We start from the raw sequence: 21,704 nt of genomic DNA on the forward strand, positions 1-21,704 counted from the left end.
TTACTTCGCTTTCACGACCGCATCGGACATGACGCAAAGCAGTTCGAACATCAGGTTCGCCGCCGTGATCGAGGTGATGCCGGTCGGGTCATAGCAGGGTGCGACCTCGGAAATATCGGCGCCGACCAGATCCACGCCCTGAAGCGCGCGGATGATCACCTGACAGTCGCGCGGGGTGATGCCGCCGATTTCCGGGACCGGCGTGCCCGGGCAGAAGGCCGGGTCCAGCCCGTCAATGTCGATGGTCATATAGGTGCGGCCGGTGCCCAGCACCGACTGGATCTTTTCAATCGCGGCGGCGCGGCCCATCGCTTCGTATTCGTCGAAGGTGATGATGGTGAAACCGGCCTCATATCCGAAGGCAATGTCGTCGGGGCTGAAGCGGCTGCCGCGCAGACCCAGCTGCACGACGCGCTTGGGGTCGATCAGCCCTTCCTCCAGCGCGCGGCGCATGAAGGTGGCATGGTTGACCTTGGTGCCGCAAAGCTCGTCCAGCGTATCGGCATGGCTGTCGATCTGCAGGATGCCGACCGGCTGCTGACGGGCGATGCCGCGCAGGATCGGCGTCGGGATGGTATGATCGCCGCCCACCGCGATCGGGCGGATGTTCAGCGCGGTCAGATCGGCAAAGAATTTCTCGATCGTCTCGATGCTTTCATCCTTGTTCAGCGGATTGACCGGCGCATCACCCAGATCGGCGATATTGCACATCTTGTAGGGCTGCACACCCGAGGTCGGATGCGCCTTGCGGATGATCCGGCTGGCCTGACGCACGGCGGCCGGGGCCTCGCGCGGGCCGCCGCGATAGTTCAGACCGATGTCGAAGGGAACACCGACCAGACCGATGTCGATCTCGTCGCTCATCTCGACCCGCTGGGTGCGCAGGAAGGTGGCGATGTCGGAAAACCGTGCGACCTTAGCGGCGTCAACGGGTTCGTATTTCGGGTTTACCATGTTGTTTTCCTTCGCTTGTCAAACGCCGCCAAAGCAAACGTATTTGGTTTCCAGATATTCATCCATGCCCTCGTGAGAGCCCTCGCGCCCGAAGCCGGATTCCTTGATCCCGCCGAAGGGCGCGACCGTGGTCGAGATCAGGCCGGTATTGACGCCGACCATGCCGCTTTCCAGCTTTTCCGCGACGCGGAAGCAGCGCTGCACGTCCTGCGCGTAGAAATAGGCGGCCAGACCGAACTCGGTCGCGTTGGCCATGGCGATGCCCTCGTCCTCGGTGTCGAAGCGGAATACGGGCGCGACCGGGCCGAAGGTTTCGTCGCGGGCGATCTGCATGCCTTGGGCCGCGCCGGTGATCAGCGTCGGCTCGAACCAGGTGCCCCCAAGGGCGTGGCGCTTGCCGCCCTGCACGACGCGGCCGCCCTTGCCGACGGCATCGGCCACAAGGGTTTCGACCTTGGTGACGGCATTGTCATCGATCAGCGGGCCCTGATTTATCCCGGCTTCCGCGCCATTGCCGACCCGCAGCCCCTGCATGGCGGCCGCCAGCTTTTCGACAAAGACGTCATGGACCCCGCTTTGCACATAAATGCGGTTGGTGCAGACGCAGGTCTGACCGGAGTTGCGGAATTTCGAGACCATCGCCCCTTCGACGGCGGCATCCAGATCGGCGTCGTCAAAGACCAGAAACGGCGCATTGCCGCCCAGTTCCAGACTGATCCGCTTCATCGTCGCCGCGCATTGCTGCATCAGAAGTTTGCCGATCCCGGTCGAGCCGGTGAAGGTGATCTTGCGCACGATGGGGTTCGCGGTCATCTCGGCGCCGATCTCGCGCGCGTCGCCGGTGACGATGTTGAAGACCCCCGCCGGAACCCCGGCCTGTTGGCACAGATCGGCCATCGCCAGCGCCGAGAAGGGCGTCTGCAGCGCCGGTTTGCAGACAAAGGTGCAGCCGGCGGCCAAGGCCGGTCCCATCTTCCGCGCGATCATTGCATTTGGAAAATTCCAGGGCGTGATTGCACCGACCACGCCGATCGGCTGGCGGATGGTGATGATGCGCTTGTCGCGCTGATGGCCGGGAATGGTGTCGCCATAGACCCGCCGGGCCTGCTCGGCGAACCAGCGGATGAAGGACGCGCCATAGAGGATTTCGCCCTTCGCCTCGGCAAGGGGCTTGCCCTGTTCCAGCGTCATCAACAAGGCAAGCTCATCCTGATGCACCAGCAGCAGGGTATAGAGCCGCATCAGGATATCGGCGCGTTCCTCGGCGGTGCGCGCTGACCAGTCAGGCAAAGCCGCCTGTGCCGCCGCGATGGCCGACGCCGTTTCCGAGCGGCCCATATTCGGCACCGTCCCGATGATCTCGCCCGTCGCCGGGTTCACCACGTCACAGGTCGCGCCGCTGTCCGCGCCGATCCACGCGCCGTCGACATAGCCTTGCTGATGCAGGAACGGAATTCGGGTCATCACCGTCATCTTTCGTCATTCGCTGATGGGTCTGTCGGAAGGCATGCTTTGCGGGATTCAGGCATTGGCCAGCCTGACCGCCGCCTGCAGCAGGACGTTGGCGCCCGCCTCGGCCTCCTCCGGGGTGATGGATTCGGCGGGGTTGTGGCTGACGCCGCCCTTGCAGGGCGTGAAAATCATCGCCGTGGGACAGACATGGGTCACATAGACCGCGTCATGCCCGGCGCCGCTGACCAGCTCCATGGACGGATAGCCGCAATCGCGGACCGCCTGACGCACCGCGTCGATGCAGCGGGCGTCAAAGACCAGTTCGGGCGAGGCGCCGAATTCCTCGCGCGCGATCTGATAGCCGCGCGCGCGTTCCCTGTCGGCCGCCGCTTCATAGGTGGCGATCAGCTCCGCCAGAACGCTGGCCTTGGGGTGGCGCAGGTCCAGCGTGAAGTTCAGCCGGTGGGGAATGGTGCTGTGCGAGGCGGGCGTGGTTTCGATCAGCCCAATGGTGAAGCGCGCATCTTCGGTCGCATCGGCCTTTTCATAGCAGGCGGCGGCGATGCGGGTGAAGGCGGCGACCGGGTCCAGACGCATGTTCATCGGGGTGGTCCCGGCATGCGCCTCGCGCCCGATGATCGACACGTTGTTGAAGCTCATCGCCTGCGCGCCGGTCACGACGCCGACCAGAATACCGTTCCGCTCCAGCACCGGGCCCTGTTCGATATGCAGTTCCAGATAGGCGTCGAATTTGCGCTGCCCGACGGGTTCGTCACCCTCATAGCCGATCTCGCGAAGCGCTTCGATGAAGCCGATGCCTTCGCGGTCCTGCCAGCCCTGCGCCTCGTCCATGGTGAAGATGTCGCTGTAAACACCGCTGGCCGCCATCGAGGGGACGAAGCGGCTGCCTTCCTCGCTGGTCCAGTTGATGATGGTCAGGGGGCGCTTGGTGCGGATCCCCGCGTCATGCAAGGCGCGCACCACCTCCAGCCCCGCCAGCACGCCAAGGACGCCATCGAACTTGCCGCCGCAGGGTTGGGTGTCGAGATGGCTGCCCATGGCGACCGACAGCAGGCTGTCATCGGTGCCGGCATAGGTGGCGAACATGTTGCCAAGCGCATCGACGGCAACCTCCATGCCCAGATCGCGGCACCACGCGGCGAAAAGATCGCGGCCCGCGCCATCCTCGGGCGTCAGCGCCTCGCGATTGATGCCGCCATCCGCCGTGCCGCCGATCCGGGCGTGCTCCATCAGTGAGGACCACAGCCGGTCCTTGTTGACTCTCAGCGCCTGTTCCATGCTTCTCCCCCCGCGCGTCGGTCAGTTGGCCGCCGCGTATTCCTGATCCGCGATGTCGAGGCCGTAATCGAGCGCGCTCAGAATCCCCTCCAGTTCCGCCTCGGAGATGATGAAGGACGGGGCGAGGAACAGCGAAATCTGCTCGCCGCTGGTGCCGATCAGCGCGCCCGCCTCAAGGGCGCGGGCCGAGACCTTGGAGGCGATCGGGGCCTCGCCGGTGTTGTTTTCCCAGGTGCGCCAGTCGGGGCCGTGCAGCTCGACCGTCCAGTGCAGCCCGTTGCCGTCGACGCGGGCGACGCTGGGGTGCTTGCGGGCGATCTCGACCAGACGACGCTCCATCAGGCCCTCCAGATGCTTCACGCGGGCGATCAGGTTGTCGCGCTTCAGCACCCGCAGATAGGCGCGCACGCAGGCGACCGTCAGCGAATGGCCGCGGAAGGTCGAATAGGTCTGCCAGCTTTTGTCCTTCATCTCGTCGACGATATCCTGCGACAGCGCGACCGCGCCGACGGGCGAGGACCCGCCGGCCAGACCCTTGCCCAAGGTCACGATATCGGGCCGGGTTTCGCCGCCCTGAAAGGCGAACATCCGCCCGACGCGGCCGGTGCCGGTCACCACCTCATCGGCGATCCACAAGGCCCCGGCGTTACGCGCGGCGCGGGCGACGCGATCCTGATATTCGGCGTCGTAATAGATCCCGCCCTGTGTGTAGTCGATGATGACCGAGGCCGCATCGGACAGCGTGCCCTCAATCCCTTCAAGGCGGTCCGCCAGCGGGCGGTTGTCGCTGATCGTTCCGTATTTCGCGCCCAGCGGTTCGGGGATCTGGCGGATCGGGATGGTGCAGGGCACCGGCCGCGACTGGCCGTTCTGCACCGACAGCCCGCCGTGCCATTGCGGCTGCACGGTCAGGTGCTGGGACACGCCGGCCATGCCGTGAAAGGCGCGGGTGCGGGTCGCCAGCGCGGTACGCCCGGTCAGGGCCTGCGCCAGCGACATGGCCAGATCGTTCGCCTCGCCGCCGCTGAGGAAGAAGCGGACGCCACCGATCCAGCTTTTCTCCTCGGCAAAGGCGATGTCGATGACATCCTCCGCCGCCTGCTCACGCTCTTTCCAGAACCAGCCCTCGTTGATGACCGGGTTTTCGGCCGCCTTGCGCACCGCCTCGACCATGTCGGGGTGACGGTGGCCCAGCGGACCGCCGGTGTTGGAGGCGTCAAGCACCTTGCGGCCATCTTCCAGATGGAAATAGACGCCATCGCCCCCCACGACCTTGAAAGAGGTGCCCTTGCCTGCGTTCAGGCCGGTATAGATCAGTCTGCTCATCTCTCGCTCACCCTTCGAATGTCAGAGCGTTTGCTTGCGGAACGTGTCCTTGACGGCGATCTTGCCGTCGCGGATCAGGAAAACATCGCAGCCGCGTACGTCGACCTTGCTGCCGTCGGTCTTGGTGCCGGTGAAGCGCCATTCGGTGACGGCGCGGTCGCCGCTGACGAAATGGGTCACGTCATTCCAGGCCGCGTCCGGGAAGGTCGCCCACAGCGCCGCATAGGATTTGCGCAACTCGTCCTTGCCTCGCGAGGTCGCACCGTCGGGACCGGTGCCGGCCGAGCCGTAAAACACCCCGTCATCGGTCATGCAGTCCAGCAGGGCATCCACGTCATGCGCGTTCCAGCCTGCCGCGAACTTGTCCAGAAGCTCCAAGGTGGTCATCCTGATTCCCGATATTTATTCCGTTTAATGGATTTAATATCCGAATTATGGAAACACGCAAGCGGATTTCGGCAGGCGCAAAAATCTCAGGTCCGAACGTCCTGCACACTGGCGAGCAGCCCAAGGCAGGCTTCCAGTTGCGAAATCTCGATGAACTCGTCGGGTTTATGCGCCTGCTCGATCGAGCCGGGGCCGCATACGACCGTCGGCAGCCCGGCGGCCTGATAAATCCCCGCCTCTGTCGCGAAGGGCAGTGGCTGTTCCGCCGCCCGCCCGCCCAGATCGCATAGGCGTTGCGCGAAGTGATCGTTGACCCCGGCGGAAAGACCGGCCGCCGAGGTCAGTTGATGATCGCTGCGCGACACGCCGTCGAAGGGCCCGATTTCTGTGATGGCCTGTTGTAGCTCTACCGGGGGCTTCGCCGTCGCGTGACGGATTTCCCATTCGACGGAACAGGTCTCGGCCACGATATTCCGGGCGCTTCCGCCGGTGATGCGGCCAACGCTGATCCGGGTGCCCTCGGGCGCAAAACGCTTGTCGAGCGCGGCCAGACGGCCGACGAAATCGCTGGCCGCATAGATGGCATTGGCGCCGAGATCCTGCCGCGAGGCATGGGCGGCGATGCCCGAGAAGACGCTTTCCATATCGGCAAAGCCGGAATGCGCCCGTCCGACCGCCATCATCGTCGGCTCGCCCACGATGACACCCCCCGGCGCAATGCCCAAATCCCGCAGCTGAGCGGGCAGCGCCTTGGCGCCCTCGAATGCGGTTTCCTCGTCCGGGGTCAGGCAGATGGTCAGCGGGCAGGTCGCGGCGCGGCGGGCGAAAAGCGGCGCCAGCGCCAGCGCGCAGGCCACGAACCCCTTCATGTCCGTGGTGCCACGCCCATAGATCCTGCCGTCGCGGATGGAGGGCTGAAACGGATCGCCGGTCCAGCTCTGCCCGGAAACCGGAACCACATCCAGATGCCCGGCCAGCATCACCCCGCCGGTTTTCGCCGCGCCGAAATGCGCGATGAGGTTCCGACCGGTGCCGAAATCGCACAGATGCAGCGCAGAGGTTACGCCCCGCAACCGGTGCCGGATTTCGTCCTGACAGCGCCGGACGCCTGCGGGCTGCACCGTGTCCATGGACACCAGCCAGGACAGGATTTCCAGCGTGTTCTTGACGGATGGCGCCTGTTCCTCGCCCATCTAGACCGTCATGTGATGCGTCAGCCGACGCTCGACCTGCTTCAGCACCAGGAGCAGCGCATAGACCACCACCAGATAGAACAGCGCGGCCGTCAGATAGAGCTCGTAATGCGCATAGGTCCGGTTGGCGATGACCGTCGCCACCCCGGTCAGGTCGGGAATGGTGATCAGCGACACCAATGCCGTGGCCTGAAGCTGAAAGACGATCTCGTTCATGTAGGTCGGGATCGCATAGGAAAACGCCTGCGGCAGGATGACCATTCGCGTCCGCTGGAACGGGGTCATGCCATAGGCTTTCGCAGCTTCGCGCTGCCCGGTAGGCACCGCCAGAATCGCGCCCCGGATGATTTCCGTCGTATAGGCGGCGGTCGACAGGGTGAAGGTCAGGATCGCGCAGTTCCACGGATCGCGGAAGAACCACCACAGGTTGGCGGCTTCAAGCTGCGGCCGGAACTGGCCTGAACCGTAATAGACCAGATAAAGCTGCACCAGCAGCGGCGTGCCGCGAAAGAAGAAGGTGTAGGCGAAGACAATCGCGTTCAGCCAGGCCGGCCCCGAGGACCGGGCAATGGCCAGCGGCACCGCGATCAGCAGCCCCAGAACCACCGTGATCGCGGTCAGGGTCAGGGTGACCCCAAGCCCGTCGAACAGCTTGGGCAGCGCGTTGATGATAATCTCGAAATTCATCAGCCCCGCGCCTCGTTTCCGCGAAATGCGAACTGTTCGGTTCGCTTGATCAGCGCCAGCGACACCACCGTCACCGACAGGTAAAGCAGCGCCGCGATCAGATAGAAGGTGAACGGCTCGCGCGTGTTGGCCGAGGCGAGCTCGGCCGAGCGCATCAGCTCGTCCAGCTGAATGGCCGAGATCAGCGCCGTCGCCTTGACCAGAACCAGCCAGACATTGCCGAGGCCGGAAATCGCGAAGCGCAGCATCTGCGGAAAGATCACCATGCGGATCAGGGTGAAGCCGGTCATGCCATAGGCGATGCCGGCCTCGATCTGCCCCTTCGGGATCGAGCGGATGGCGCCGCGAAACACCTCGGTCGCGAAGGCGCCGTAGATCAGGCCAAGCGTGCAGACGCCGGCGATAAAGGGATCGAAATCGACCCGGAACCGCGACATAGATTCCGGCCCGAAGGTGCGGACCAGCGTCTGGATGAGGGTAGGCGTCCCGTAATAGATCAGCAGGATCAGCACCAGTTCGGGAACACCGCGGATGACGACGGTATAGATTTCCGCGATCGTGCGCAGCACGCGGCCGCCATAAAGCTTGGCCGAAGCGCCCAGCAATCCCAGAACGAATGCCACCGCGAAAGCCGCCAGCGACACGCCAATCGTCATCGCCAGCCCCTTCAGGAGCAGCGGGCCGTATCCTTGAAGCATTGCGCCCCCGAGAAATGTGAAGTGAGATGGTGCTGCCGCCGCGTCACCGCGGCGGCAGACGGCGATCACTCACCGTAGATATCGAACGAGAAGTATTTGTCGTTGATCTTGGCATAGGTGCCGTCGGCGCGGATCTGGGCCAGTGCCGTGTTCAGCTTTTCCAGAAGCTCGGGATCGTCCTTGCGCACGGCGATGCCGTTGCCGGTTCCGAAATAGGTGGGATCCGAGAACGCGTCGCCGCCGAACCGGAAACCTTTGCCCTCGTCGCGCGACAGGAACAAATTTTCGATCGGGACGGCGCCATCGGCATAGGCGTCGATCCGGCCAGCGATCAGATCCTGTATCGCGTCATCCATTTTCTGATAACCGCGATAGGTCACGGTATCGCCGAACGTGTCGCGGACATAGGGTTCCGCAGCGGTTGCGGCGACAAGGCCCACCGTCTTGCCCGCCAGCGCGGTTTTCTGCTGCTCGATACCCTCGCCCGGCGTTGAGTCGATCTGGTCGGCCAATTCGTTGCTGACCACGAACCGGACCGGAACCTGCGCATATTTGTCGGTGAAGGCAACGACCGCCGCGCGTTCGGGCGTCATGGTCATCGAGGCGATGATGGCGTCGTATTTCTCGGCCAGCAGGCCCGGAATGATCCCGTCCCAATCCTGGGCCACGATCTCGCATTGCAGCTTGGCCGCCTCGCAAAGCGCATTGGCGATATCGACATCGAAGCCGCCCAGCTTGCCGCTTGCATCAACATAGTTGAACGGCGGATAGGCGCCCTCGGTGGCGATGCGGATGGTTTCCTGCGCCAGGGCGCCGGAGGCGATGGCGATGCCGGCCAGCATGCCCATCGCGAAAGTCGGCAGTTTCATGGTTAGCTCCCTGTTTGTGTTTTTTAGTAGCTCGTGGTGGACAGAAATTCCCGGCACCGTTGCGATTTCGGCGATCCGAAAACCTCGTCAGGGGTTCCTTCTTCTTCGACCAGCCCCTGATGCAGAAAGACGACCTTGGTCGAGACGTCGCGCGCGAAGTTCATTTCATGGGTGACGACCAGCATGGTGACATGCTCCTCGGCCAGCTTGCGCATGACCCGCAGCACCTCGCCGACCAATTCGGGGTCAAGCGCCGAGGTCGGCTCGTCGAACAGGATCAGCGTCGGCTTCATCGCCAGCGCCCGCGCAATGGCGGCGCGCTGCTGCTGGCCGCCCGAAAGCTGCGACGGATACATGTCGCGCTTGTTGGCGATGCCAACGCGTTCAAGGACGGACATCGCCAGTTCCTCGACCTCATGCGCTGGGCGGTTCAGGACCTTGCTGGGTGCGGCCATGACGTTCTGCAGGATGGTCATGTGGCTCCACAGGTTGAAGCCCTGAAACACCATCGGCATCCGCGAGCGCTGGCGGGCGGTCAGGCCGCGGTCGCGTTTGGTCGAAAATTTCGGATCCTTCGACGAAAACACCGGCTCTCCCTTGAGGCGGATGTCGCCCGTGCTCGGGGTCTCGAGCAGGTTCAGGCAGCGCAGAAAGGTGCTTTTCCCCGAGCCGGAGGAGCCGAGAATCGAGATCACATCCCCCTTATGCGCTTCAAGGGAAATCCCCTTCAAAACCTCAAGCGCCCCGAAGGATTTGTGCAGATTATCAACGGACAGGACCGTTTCGGCAGTCCCCTGCGACGGGTCGAAGGCGACTTGGCTTTGAGCTTGCATGGCACCCTTTAATCTGAATTTCGGAATAAAATGCCATAAAACAGATTGTGAGTCTAGTAGTTGAATTGATCTGTGCGGGGTAAGTGCGCCGGGCGGCCAGTGGCCACAGGCCATGCCCGCCATCGATGCGCTTCGGAAAAACTGCAAAACGGCAGTTTCGGTCGCGCCTTTCGGGCGCTGATGGAGCTGACGCCCAAGACCGCGCGGCGCATCCTGCCGGATAGCAGCGAATATGACGCGCCGCCGGAAAACATCGTCGCCGGTTATCTGTTGCGCGTGCGGCCGGGCGACAGCGTTCACATCGATGGCAAGGTGGTCGAAGGCCGCCCCGCCGTCGATGAAAGCATGATTGCCGACGAGCCAGTTCCGGCCGAAAGACTCCCGGCGACCGCGTGACCGGCGGCACGATCAACAGGAACGGTGCGCCGACGATCCGGGTGACCAATGTGGGCGCCGACACCGTTCTGGCACAGATCGTGCAGATGGGCGCCGGCGCAAGCCGCTCCAAGGCGCGCACTCAGAAGTTGGCAGACCGGGTCGCGGTGATTTTGGTGGCGATCGCCATTGTCGCCTTTATCGTCTGGCTGATCTTCGGGCCGCAGGCCGCCTTCATCTTTGCCATCGCCTGTCCCTGTGCGCTCGGGCTGCGACGCCGACTTCCATCACCGCAACCGCCGAAATCGGACATGATGATCCAAAAAACTAAGGATATTTTCTGTCTGTTTATCAATTATGTGTATCGGAGAAGACATATCGCCGTGTAGCCTCGCCCGCGCCCCGTCGCGGGCGTCAGGGGCGCCCTGGACCCGAACCTCGTCCAGTATCTCTCTGAGCAACGCATTGGTCGCGACCATCTGGTCGATGGTGCAGGACCTGCGGACGGCAGTTTCGGGTTGCTTTACCGGGCGTCGCGCCCAAGCATAGGCGGGACCATCCCGAAACGGGAGACTGTCATGCACGACAAGGATCACGCCGCCGAAATCGAACGCGTCATGCGCGGCCAGTCGACGGGTCGTGACGGGGCCGTCGCAGAGAGTTGGCGGCGCTGCATCGAGACGCATGGGCTGGACCCCACGCGTCCTTCGCCTGCCCATATCGTCACCGAGGCCGAATTGCGCGACCACTGCGAGCAATCTGGCCAATTGATCGGGATGGCGCGGTCGGGGCTGGATGCCCTGTATCGGCAATTGGCGGGGCAGGATTATGTTTTGCTACTGGCGGATGCGCAGGGGGTGACTGTCGACTTCCTCGGCAAGCCGCAGCACAAGGACGCACTGCGCGCGGCGGGGTTGTATCTGGGCTCGGACTGGAGCGAACATCGCGCGGGCACCTGCGCCGTGGGGGCCTGTCTGTTCACCGGCGAGGCGGTGACGATCCATCAGAGCGATCATTTCGACCTTCACCACACCCCGCTGTCATGCACAGCGGCGCCGATTTTTGACAGCACGGGTGCGTTGGCGGCGGTGCTGGACGTGTCGCTCTTGCGTTCGGTCCTGCCCAAGCCGAGCCAAAATCTTGCGATGACGATGGTGCGCGCCGCCGCCCGTCGGATCGAAATGGCGAACCTGATGGCCATGTCGCGGCGCGACTGGGTGTTGCGGTTGTCGGCGAGCCCCGAATTTCTGGATGTCGATCCCGAGGCCGCGATTGCGCTGGACGCTTCGGGGCGGATCATCGGGCTGACGCACGGCGCGCAGCGGGTGCTCGGGGGGGATCTGCTGGGGCAGCGCATCGACTGGCTGATCGAGATCGGAATCGACGATCTGCCCGACCTGTTGCGCGGCCGCCCGACCGAAGAACGGGTAATCCGGCTGCGCGACGGGCGAGCGTTGTTTGGTCACGCGATTGCCCCGCAGACGCCGCGCGTGGCGCGCAATGCGGGGGCGGTTCTGCCGGGCGGGCTGTCCAGCCTTGCCGGGCCGGACCCCGCGATGCAGCATCTTCTGGCGCGCGCGGCCAAGTTGGCTCGGACACATATACCCTTGTTGTTGCTGGGCGAAACCGGGACGGGAAAGCAGAGGCTGGCCCGCGCCATCCATATGTGCGACCCGCAGGCGCGACCCTTTATCACGCTCGATTGCGCCGGGGCGGAGCCCGCATCCATTGCGGCGCTGCACCCGCAGGCGGCGGCGCATGGGACGTTGTTTTTACAGGGCGCCGATGATCTGTTGCCTGACGCGCAGGCCGCGGTTCAGACCCTGCTGAGCGATGCGAAGCTGCGGGTGATCGCCTCGGCGCGCGCCGATCTGGCGGCGATGACGCAGCGGGGCGATTTCCGCAGCGATCTGTTTTTCCGCATCGCAGCGGTCGCGCTGGCCGTCCCGCCGCTGCGGCTGCGACAAGATTTCGACTGGCTACTCGACCGGATGCTGCGCGCGCGCAACCCCGACGGGCGCCGGCTGACTCCCGCCGCGCAGAGCGCGCTGAAATCGCGCAGTTGGCCGGGCAATCTGCGCGAGCTCGCCAGCACGCTTGATGTGGCCGTGGCCTTGTCCGATGGAGCTACGATAGACTGCGCCGATCTGCCCGACCCGGTGCTGGCGCTTGCGGGCGAACCCGAAAGCCTCGAATCGGTGCTGGACGCTTGCGGATGGAATATGGCGCTGGCGGCGCGGCGGCTGGGGCTCAACCGTTCGACCATTTTGCGTCGGGTGCGGCGTGAAGGGCTGACGCCACCCTAGCAGGGCTGTTGCGCGGCGTTGCGTCTGCAACCGCCGCTGCCAAAACCGGCGCGGCCCGTGACCCAAGGCGTGAAAGTCTTGGCCCGGCGGGCCGTCGCCCTGCATCCTGATCTTCGGAGGAACACGCATTTTCAGGAGGAGGAAAGATGCTTGATGCCCGTGTGACCGATCAGGTGCAGCAGGTTCTGGATGATTTCGGCGCGGCGTTGGCGGCCGCAGATGCCGACCGTGCGGCAGGGATGTTCGTCAGCGATTGCTATTGGCGCGATCTGGTCGCCTTGACGTGGAACCTGCGCACGATGGAAGGTCGCGATCAGGTGGCCGACATGCTGCGCCATCAATTAGCCAGCGCGCAGCCTTCGGGCTGGAAGGTGGACCCGGTCGAGCCCGCGACCGAAGATGGCGGCATTATTACCGCGTGGATCCACTTTGAAACGGCGGTGGGAAGGGGTTACGGCCTGATCCGGCTGCGCGACGGTCAGATCTGGACGCTGCTGACCGCACTCCAGGAAATCAAGGGACATGAAGAAGCCAAGGGCTTTGCCCGGCCTTTGGGCGCCAAGCATGGCGCGGGCAAGAACCGTCCAAGCTGGCTGGAGGAACGCGAGGCCGAGGCCGCCGAATTGGGCTATACCCGCCAGCCCTATGTTCTGGTGATCGGAGGCGGGCAGGGCGGCATTGCGCTTGGCGCGCGGCTTCGCCAGCTTGGCGTGCCCGCCATAATCATCGACAAGCATGAGCGCCCCGGCGATCAGTGGCGCAAACGGTATAAGTCGCTGTGCCTGCACGACCCCGTTTGGTATGATCACCTGCCCTATATCAAGTTCCCCGAAAACTGGCCGGTCTTTGCGCCCAAGGACAAGATCGGCGATTGGCTAGAAATGTATGCCAAGGTGATGGAGCTGAATTATTGGTCAAAAACAGAAGCAAAATCAGCTCATTACGACGAGGCCGCCGGCGAGTGGGTGGTCGAGGTCAACCGCGACGGGCGCGACGTCACCTTGCGGCCCAAGCAATTGGTTCTGGCCACCGGCATGTCGGGCAAGCCGCGCATTCCCGATTTTACGGGCGCTGACAGCTTCAAGGGCGATCAGCATCATTCCTCGGCCCATCCCGGCCCCGACGCCTATGCGGGCAAGAAGGTCGTCATCATCGGTGCAAACAACTCTGCCCATGATATCGCCGCCGCACTCTGGGAACACGATGCCGACGTGACCATGGTCCAGCGATCCTCGACTCATATCGTGCGCTCGAATTCGCTGATGGAGATCGGTCTTGGGGCGCTTTATTCCGAAAAGGCTGTGCAGGACGGCATGACGACGGAAAGGGCCGATCTGGTCTTTGCGTCCCTTCCCTACCGGATCATGCATCAGTGGCAGATCCCGCTTTATGACCAGATGAGGGAACGCGACAAGGATTTCTACGACGGTCTGGAAAAGGCCGGGTTCAAGCTCGACTGGGGCGATGACGGGTCGGGCCTGTTCATGAAGTACCTGCGCCGCGGATCTGGCTATTATATCGACGTGGGCGCCAGCCAGTTGATCATCGACGGCGATGTCAAGGTCGTGCAGGGCGATGTCGCGCGCATCCTGCCCGAGGGGGTCGAACTGGCCTCGGGCCAGGTGCTGCCGGCGGATTTGATCGTCTATGCCACTGGCTACGGCTCCATGAATGGCTGGGCGGCCGATCTGATGGGGCAAGAAATCGCCGACCGTGTCGGCAAGGTCTGGGGTCTGGGATCAGATACCACCAAGGATCCCGGCCCGTGGGAAGGCGAGCAGCGCAACATGTGGAAACCGACCCAGCAGGAGGCGCTGTGGTTCCACGGTGGCAACCTGCACCAGTCACGCCACTATTCGCTGTATCTGGCGTTGCAACTGAAGGCCCGGATGGAGGGGATCGATACCCCCGTTTACCGGCTTCAGGAAGTTCATCACCTGTCCTGACGATTGTGGTCCGCCCGGCGCTGCGGCGAAGCGGGCGGACCCGTCCTGCCCTCAAAGAGGGAGACCTCTCATGACCACTTCCGGAAAACCTCTTGCCGGAAGTGTCGCTCTGATCACCCGCGGCGCGCGCGGCATCGGGCTGGGCATCCCGAAACGCCTGTCGGCGGACGGTGCGAAAATCGCGCTGGTGGACCTCCGCGACGACGTGCTGGCCGACGCGGCGCAGGAGTTCGATGGCCCCGTTGTCACCCGCGCCGCCGACAGGACCGTAGAGCGCGGCTCCGATGGTCCGGTCCTCATATCCTCGACCGTTGCGCGCTTGCGCCCCTTCGCAACGGTCTTGGGGTCGTACCCGGTTCCCGGCTCAGCTGCGCGAGAGAAGCTTGCGATCGCTGTATCGCTGCTCTGACGGCGTGCGTGGTCGTGGCGCTGCCGTGACGAACTTGTCCCATTGGGCATCCTTCCATTCCAAAGAAAGGATCACACCATCAAACCGTGGGATCAAACAGTTCCGGCGCCGCCAAGGCAGGTGCCCCTACCGACAAGCGCAGAAAAGCCAAAGTGATAAGACGCATGATGCCCTCGCGATGCGGTTTCACCGCCATGGGCAACCGTCGCAGGACGCGAGAGAGACGCCACAGAGAGCGCGATTATTCCCGCCGGTTCACACGATTTCGTGAAGCCGTGTGACGCGGTGTTTTTGTTTTTTCCGAATCGGCGTGAGACGCCGTCAAAACGCATTTCTGTCATGGCGTGGCGAGCCGTCTGAATTGCGACAAGGTCGTGAAAAGGCGCCTCCGCCGGTCTGCCGCCGGCCCTTGGGATCTGCGCGCGACGGACGTCATCATAGAGGGTGCCAAGATAAGGGATACTACCCAGATGAAATCAATGGGGACAGACCCCTGATGACGTCAAAGTGTTCGCAACTTTCTGTTATCATATAAAATTCATATAAAAAGTATACTTACCAATATTGACTGAGCGCGGAGAATGGGGCCTTTGTGGTCACGCGGTCAAGCCGAGCAGCTGGCTGCGCTCAATCACCATATCCACCCGCATTCGGGCGGCCAGGCCTATCATTCGATCCGAACCCTCGCGGATGGCGCTCCATGGCTATCGTCCGAAGAAAGGACTCCTATGCGCTCCTTCCTCCCATTATCGGTTCTGGGTCTTTCCAGCGCCGCGCTGCTTTTCACGCTGCCCGCCCACGCTGGACCGACCTATGAATCAGCATCCGAAGGTACGTTTACCTTCTATGGTCAATTCAGCCCGTCCTGGACCCATTTCAACGACGGCGCGGAAAGCCAGGGCGAGCTGGCGGACAACGCAAAGTCGAGTTCCCGTGTCGGCTTCACCATTTTCCAGCCAATCGGGGACTATGAGCTGAACTTCAAATTCGAAACCGCCATCGGTTTCCGTGCGAGCGATTCAATCAGCCAGTTCGGTGAGGACAGGGGCCTGCATTGGGACCGCGAAAATCTTCGCCATGTCGATTTCTCGCTGAAGACCCCCAACTACGGGACATTCTACCTGGGTCAGGGCAGCATGGCCACCGACGGAATCGGCGAAGAAAGCCAGAGCCCGACCACGGTAGTCAATGACGTGGCGATCGGCGATGCAGCGGGCAGCTACTTCTTGCGTCAGACCGACGGCACGCTGAGCGGCATTTCTGTTGGCGATGCTTTTGGCAGTTTCGATGGAAGCCGTCGCGGCCGTATCCGCTATGACTCGCCCTCATACATGGGCGTCAGCCTGCGCACCGCCTATGGCCGCAACATCCTGAACAGCGACGACGGCGACGATTACTGGGATCTGGCGCTGGCTTACGAGAATGAGCTTGCGAGCGGGATCACGATCACTGGCGGGGTGGGGCACAGCGTGCGTGACCGCGAGGACGGAGGCGATGACGTGAAGGACACCTTCGCCTCGGCCTCGGTGCTGCTGCCCTCGGGCTTCAATGCCGCCCTCACGGTGGGTGAGCGCAACGATGCAGGCTCCTATTATTATGGCCAGGTCGGCTATGTCGGCAATTGGGTCGACTGGGGGAAGACCAGTCTCGCCGTCGATTATTACAACGGTCAGGACATGGTCAGCGACGGCGACAGCGCGAAAAGCTGGGGAGTCGCGATGGTTCAGAATGTTGCCAGCCTGAAGACTGACATCTATGCGGGTTATCGCAGCTACGACTATGACGACAACGCGACCAGCTATCAGAAGGCCACCTCCTACATGGTAGGCGCCCGCTGGAAATTCTGAGCAAACGACAGGGGCGGCACAATACCGCCCCTGTCGTCCAGGTAAGCCCTTTTACGTTGCGCAGGGGCAGAGGCCGAAACCCGACCTGTCGGGCAGAAGCGGCGCCGACCTGCGTGAACTTCATTTGTGAAACCGCAGGCTTCGAAGGCTTGGGGGTATTGCGACATGGTTGTCGCCTCCGAACAGCCCCGCTTTGGTGCTCCAGTTTGATTGTTAGTCAAAGGTGGAGGAAAAATCCCCTCGCCGGTCATGTTTCCTGGCCATAGCGGCAGATCACCTTGCGGGGAAGGATATGTGGCCGTGTCGATGTCTTCGAGAACGCGGCATCTTTTCCAGGCTGGTCCAGAGGGAAAGCTGGAACAGATCCCGCAGGAAAGTCACATCTCAGCTATAGATCCAAGCATCGAAGCAGCCAAAATCCTTCATGATTGCCTCCTGCTCGGACTTCCCCAGAAAGCGTCGATATTCGAACGCAATCTCGGGAGAAACCGTTCGAGACCTGACATTATCGTAACGGAGATCGTCGATAATGGCATAGCCAAGGTCAAACCGCTCTCCGACGTGAGCAAACATTCGTTCCATAGTCGCCCGAGAATTCATGGCGAGATCCTCCAGGCTAACTGCGGCGACACGAGGATTGTCACGGTGCTTGATAAACTGGTTGTAACAGTCTTTGACATAGCCCAGCTTGTCGTCACGATAGCCTGCATACCAGGCGTGAAAGTCATCGGTTTTCGCCCGCTTGAAGTCTGAACAGACAATTGCGCGCGGATCCTTGTGACTGACCAGCACCGGACAATCGCAGCGTTCAAGAACCGTCGTCAATTCGGAAAGGTAGCGGGGCGTCTTGTCAAAGATCGCCACGGTATCGTCCGAAATCGCCGTGCTGGCCTGCATCAGTCGCTGGTAAAATTGGACAAAGTCAGGTGCGGCGCAGCAGTGATCAAGCTGTTCTGCAGTTATCCCCCAACCAGCCAACATATGCGATGCGAAAGGTTGCAACTTGCGAAACTCGGATGGAGTTGCACGCAGAAGGACACCACATTCAAAGCCGGAATCAATACCCGGAATTTGCCGGAACAGGTCCGAAATTAGCGTCGTTCCGGTATGTTCCATGCCGCAAATCACAAATTTGGGCGTCATTGTTCTCACTTTCCGAAAAAAGGGCGGGATGAGCGATAATTTTCTCAGCATTGAGGGTCGCGCTATTCAGCCTCAGCTAGAACGTCTTCGTAGATACGAACCAGATCGTCCACCTGATCGGTCGCCGTTCTGAGGGAGGGGGACTCGGCCGGCGCCGCCAGGAACCGCGACGGGTCGCCGTCGATCCGCCAAAGGCAGTCGGCGAGGGCCTGATAGTTGGATATATCGACGCGGAACCCGTCGACTCCTTCGGTAATATCGCCGCCGATCGCACCAATATCCGAGGCGATGACCCAGACGCCCGAGGCCATCGCCTCACGGGTCACCAGGCCATAGCTCTCTGGCCAGGTGGACGGCGCCAGCAGAACATCGACATTGGCATACAGCTCAGCGATCTGGGATTGCGGGACCTTGCCTGCCCGAAGGACCGAGGTGGTGCCCCAGGTTTCATGTACCTGCGCGCCAAAAGGAAGCGAATGATCGATCAACAGCAGCTCCAGGTTCCTGTAGTCATTCGCCATCAAGGCGTTCCGCACGAGGTGCAGCCCCTTGTGACGCGTGGCACCACCTATATGAGCCAGCCGCACTTTTCCAGATCTGGAAGGAACGGAGGGGCGGGTCGCGATGGGCGAAACCCCATTCTCGACCGTGACCACATTCGGAAGGTTTGCCTGCCGATGCAGCTCGGCGAAGCTTTCCGACACCGCAAGAAGACGCGCGGCGCCGGTCAAGGGCCTCAGCAGGGATCGAGCCCGATCCGGGAAATCCGGTCCATTCCGCTTGGAATAATCATAGAAGGCGGCCTTACCCTTGCCGTCGATGATGAACTGATTGGGAGAAATCCACCAGCCGTCATGTAGGGTGATGACGTAGGGAATGGCCCGCAGGCGCACCACATCGACGGCAGCAGCCGTCAGCCGCTGGACGCAGTGGAAATGGACAAGATCCGGCTTTATTTGCTCGACGAGGCGATCAAACGCAGCAGCCATTTGCGGTTGTTGCGTGGCCATGTCGCCCCCGTCGGCAGGCACTGCGGTGATGCCCCAGACTCTGACCCCGTCCTCTGCATAGCTGGTAACGCTGAGGGGAACTTGCCCGCCCTCAATCGTGCAGATCACGTCGATTTCGTATTCCTGCCCATAGCGTTCTCGCAAGAGGGTGACATTGTCGTGGACAACGCGCGTCGCACCGCCGATTGCCTGCGGCGGATAGAAGACATTGACGACCAGCAGTTTTTTCTTGGTGACCCCCGCCGGGCGCAGCGTGTCGAACATCTGGCGCAGATTCCCGCCCATGGCAGCAAGCGAATAGGTCCTTGTCGCGACCTGTCTGGCCGCGTTGCCGATCCGCATACGCAGGTCGCGGTCCTTGACCAGCCGATCCAGTGCCGCGGTGAACTCGGCTGCGTTCCGGCACAGGAGACCGGTTTCGTTATCGACCACGACCTCGCGGTGCGTTGCCGTCGCACTCAGGACCGAGGGAATACCGAACAAGGCGGCTTCCATCCACTTGATCTCGGATTTGGCATCGGTCAGCAGGCTTTCCGTCAGCACCGAAAGGTTGATATCGGCCTGTGCCAGCAAACCGTAATATTCCTCGAAGTCCCAAACTGGTTCGAGGATGGTGACCGGATCGCGGGCAAGATCCAGATGGCTGAACTTGCCGAAATGCCCGACCAGACGGATTTCGACCCGCCCCGGATAGCGCCTGACGATCTCGGCCAGAGCGGGTTCAAGGATGTCGTGGAAATCCTCTTTATGTGCCCGCGTTCCCGAGCCGTAGAACAGGACGAGGGGCGCGTTCGCGGCACGCTCGGGCAGCGTCAGGCGGGCGGCCTTTATGCCTGCCTCGTGAAGGCGACCGATTGCATTATGATGCTCGAAGACTTGGCCGGTGCGCACCCGGTCTTTCATCATTTTCGCGATCGTCGCGGTCGATGCAATCCCATAGTCACAAAGCGACATCGCGTGCTCGAACAGGGGCACACCGCAGGCCATCGACGCATAATGCGCCTCGTCGATCTGACCCGCATAACTTTCGAGGCTGGGGGGGAAGTGGGCAGTATCGAAGACGACATCATCAATTTCATAGAAGGTCAGCAGTCCGCGTTGCGCGGCTGCGGTAATGGTATCGATCATTTTCGGGAAGGCCGGGACGCGGAAAAAGATCACGGCTTCGAAACTGTCCATCTGGGCTGCAAACAGATCCAGATCGCGGTTGGGCGAAAAGATCGTGACCTCGAAGCCGGCGGTCCTTAATTGTTCGGCCTTCTGGTCGATGCGGTAGAGCTTGCATTGCGGCAGATCTTCATTGCCGATCAGCGCCACATGCCGAACTTCGCGACTGCAATCCGCAGTGCTGAAGGTGGGTGTGCAGGCGCGCAGGGCGCCGCGCAACTGCTCTTGCGTCCGCGCGATGCCGTAGGCCGCCACATGATCCGCCAGATTGTCCCAGATCCTGTTAAAAAGCATGTGGGCGAGCTGGCGTTTGCGCGAGGCGATACTGACCACACTCAACGCCGTGTTGGGGATGCCCGAAAGAAGCGCTGCGGCATCTTCGAAGCGGCCGGACGTCAGATATAGCTCTGCCAGGTTCAGCCTGTTCCAACCCGTGGAATGCTGTTCGGGAATCTGGCCGCGCAGGGTCGTCGCAACATCGTTACGCTTTGCCCGCTGCAGCAAGTCCGCAAGATGGCGAGAGGCCCGATTATGTCCGGGCTTTCTGTCGAGAACGTGCCAGTAGAGCTGTTCGCCCTGCGACACCTCACCCGAGACGACCAGGCGATCGGCAATCGAAACCAGCGCTTCGACCGCGTCGTCGCTGGTCAGTTCCAAAGATGCGACACCGGGTAACGGCGCGTGGATCAGCTCCCACACAATACGCCGGGGGGCAGCATCCCGACCCAGGCCCGCGCCGAGCCGAAAGATCGGCAGTTGGGTAAGCAACGCCGGAGGAATGTCAAAGCCGCAGAGCCGCTTTGCGCAAACACGCAAATTCGGCGCCAGCTGCTTGCGCTGCCCGACAGTAAGCCAGTGCAGATACAGCGCCGGTGGCGAGATCGGCCCGTGCGACGCGTTGAGCGGCCAGGCTTCCGTCCGACCAGGTGCCGAGAGAGATTCCTTCCGCTGGGCCTGCTCCAGCTCGCTCGCATAGAAATCAGCATCGAAGGCCATATCCGGGTGGATCGGCAGCATCTCTCTGACACCGACCTTCTTGAAATGCTCGATGCAGATGCCGCGCGCGTATCCCTTCGGCATCAGCCCCGCACGACTCGCCATTGCATGGTAGTATTCATGATCGAAATTTTCGGACATCAATGCGCCCGGAAATCCGTCTATGTCCCATTGCTGGGATTCGTTCAGGACGATCTCCAGCGGATCGGACTCGAGGTCAACGACCGCGGCAAGGACAGCTCGAAGGTCCGGACGGTCCTTCACGGACGACAACCCATATCTCCCAGCTACAAATTCTTCGTCCCAGTCGGTGGGGAGGCCGGTCGCCCCCTCCTCCAGCCCGAATTCCAGGAAATGGAACGCCGCCTTGCGCAGGTCGTCGCCAAGCAGGGCAGTCGCAACATCACCCCTTTCCTGCAGATAGCCCGCAAGCGTGAAGCCGGTTCGCAACCATGCGGCACGCGGATGTTCTGCAAGGACTTCCGTAATTTCCCTGCGCCGACACAGCGCTTCAACGGCACTTATCCAGTCACCGCGCTGCGCGCTGCCAAGCATGCGACTGGCGGGGTGGTTAAGGCCTTGTCCGGGCCGGAACAGACGCCGCAACTCTTTCTGGCCGTATTGACTGTAGTGGCTTGCCCCGTCATTCAGTCCCGCCGCCACCAGGTCGCCGTTAACCTCGAGATACTGCTCATTATCAAAACCAGGCAGGTCGTGGTCCTTGACCTCAACAACACGGGCAATAGCACGGTTCAACCGGAGGATGCGTTTTCGAGGCACTGAAAGCACGGCTTCCTCCGCATTTAA

The 21,704-nt window shown here is 62.2% G+C and carries 15 protein-coding genes and 2 pseudogenes; 4 read left to right on the plus strand and 13 right to left on the minus strand.

The window, feature by feature from the left end:
• From speB to H1S04_RS12100, 10 genes are all read right to left on the minus strand, one after another.
• Entirely contained in the window at positions 1-954 is a 954-nt protein-coding gene (gene speB, locus H1S04_RS12055; protein WP_181745817.1) for an agmatinase, read from the minus strand.
• 18 nt (positions 955-972) lie between these two features.
• A complete protein-coding gene (locus tag H1S04_RS12060; protein WP_370470514.1) occupies positions 973-2,427 on the minus strand; it encodes an NAD-dependent succinate-semialdehyde dehydrogenase in 1,455 nt (484 codons plus the stop codon).
• 48 nt (positions 2,428-2,475) lie between these two features.
• On the minus strand, positions 2,476-3,705 hold the full coding sequence (locus tag H1S04_RS12065) for a Zn-dependent hydrolase (protein ID WP_181745819.1): 1,230 nt from the start codon (positions 3,703-3,705) through the stop codon (positions 2,476-2,478).
• 21 nt (positions 3,706-3,726) lie between these two features.
• A complete protein-coding gene (locus H1S04_RS12070; protein WP_181745820.1) occupies positions 3,727-5,031 on the minus strand; it encodes an aspartate aminotransferase family protein in 1,305 nt (434 codons plus the stop codon).
• 21 nt (positions 5,032-5,052) lie between these two features.
• Positions 5,053-5,418, minus strand: coding sequence for a nuclear transport factor 2 family protein (locus H1S04_RS12075; RefSeq protein WP_181745821.1), 366 nt, complete (start codon positions 5,416-5,418; stop codon positions 5,053-5,055).
• A gap of 86 nt (positions 5,419-5,504) precedes the next feature.
• The gene (locus H1S04_RS12080; protein ID WP_181745822.1) at positions 5,505-6,611 is read right to left on the minus strand and encodes a M20/M25/M40 family metallo-hydrolase; all 1,107 of its coding nucleotides are present in this window, start codon (positions 6,609-6,611) and stop codon (positions 5,505-5,507) included.
• Complete coding sequence (locus H1S04_RS12085; RefSeq protein ID WP_181745823.1) at positions 6,612-7,298, minus strand: ABC transporter permease; 687 nt, start codon at positions 7,296-7,298, stop codon at positions 6,612-6,614. It abuts the gene before it with no gap.
• Positions 7,298-7,996: an ABC transporter permease gene (locus tag H1S04_RS12090; protein ID WP_181745824.1), complete on the minus strand. Its 699-nt coding sequence runs from the start codon at positions 7,994-7,996 to the stop codon at positions 7,298-7,300. Before H1S04_RS12090 ends, H1S04_RS12085 begins: the two co-directional genes overlap by 1 nt.
• Before the next feature lie 65 nt (positions 7,997-8,061).
• Complete coding sequence (locus tag H1S04_RS12095) at positions 8,062-8,865, minus strand: transporter substrate-binding domain-containing protein (protein WP_181745825.1); 804 nt, start codon at positions 8,863-8,865, stop codon at positions 8,062-8,064.
• Between the two features lie 23 nt (positions 8,866-8,888).
• On the minus strand, positions 8,889-9,698 hold the full coding sequence (locus tag H1S04_RS12100; RefSeq protein WP_181745826.1) for an ABC transporter ATP-binding protein: 810 nt from the start codon (positions 9,696-9,698) through the stop codon (positions 8,889-8,891).
• Positions 9,699-9,857: 159 nt separating this feature from the next.
• Between H1S04_RS12100 and H1S04_RS12105 the strand changes: the two are divergent.
• The 3 genes and pseudogenes from H1S04_RS12105 to H1S04_RS12115 all read left to right on the plus strand — a co-directional run.
• Positions 9,858-10,383 (plus strand): annotated as a pseudogene (locus H1S04_RS12105) (heavy metal translocating P-type ATPase); the annotation flags it as partial.
• Positions 10,384-10,651: 268 nt separating this feature from the next.
• Entirely contained in the window at positions 10,652-12,379 is a 1,728-nt protein-coding gene (locus tag H1S04_RS12110; protein ID WP_181745827.1) for a sigma-54-dependent Fis family transcriptional regulator, read from the plus strand.
• Between the two features lie 146 nt (positions 12,380-12,525).
• Positions 12,526-14,325 (plus strand): NAD(P)/FAD-dependent oxidoreductase, encoded by a 1,800-nt coding sequence (locus H1S04_RS12115; RefSeq protein ID WP_181745828.1) that lies wholly within the window; start codon positions 12,526-12,528, stop codon positions 14,323-14,325.
• A gap of 258 nt (positions 14,326-14,583) precedes the next feature.
• Here the strand turns inward: H1S04_RS12115 and H1S04_RS18745 are convergent.
• A pseudogene (locus H1S04_RS18745) lies at positions 14,584-14,777 on the minus strand (IS481 family transposase); the annotation flags it as partial.
• Positions 14,778-15,462: 685 nt separating this feature from the next.
• Between H1S04_RS18745 and H1S04_RS12125 the strand changes: the two are divergent.
• Positions 15,463-16,581 (plus strand): porin, encoded by a 1,119-nt coding sequence (locus tag H1S04_RS12125; RefSeq protein WP_181745829.1) that lies wholly within the window; start codon positions 15,463-15,465, stop codon positions 16,579-16,581.
• Between the two features lie 384 nt (positions 16,582-16,965).
• On the opposite strand, the gene H1S04_RS12130 is transcribed toward H1S04_RS12125, so the two are convergent.
• Positions 16,966-17,724, minus strand: coding sequence for a sulfotransferase (locus tag H1S04_RS12130; protein ID WP_181745830.1), 759 nt, complete (start codon positions 17,722-17,724; stop codon positions 16,966-16,968).
• A 62-nt stretch (positions 17,725-17,786) separates the two neighbouring features.
• The gene (locus tag H1S04_RS18955) at positions 17,787-21,686 is read right to left on the minus strand and encodes a glycosyltransferase (RefSeq protein WP_181745831.1); all 3,900 of its coding nucleotides are present in this window, start codon (positions 21,684-21,686) and stop codon (positions 17,787-17,789) included.
• Between the last annotated feature and the right edge of the window lie 18 nt (positions 21,687-21,704).

The organism is Paracoccus sp. S1E-3, assembly GCF_013868135.1.
GTDB lineage: Bacteria > Pseudomonadota > Alphaproteobacteria > Rhodobacterales > Rhodobacteraceae > Paracoccus.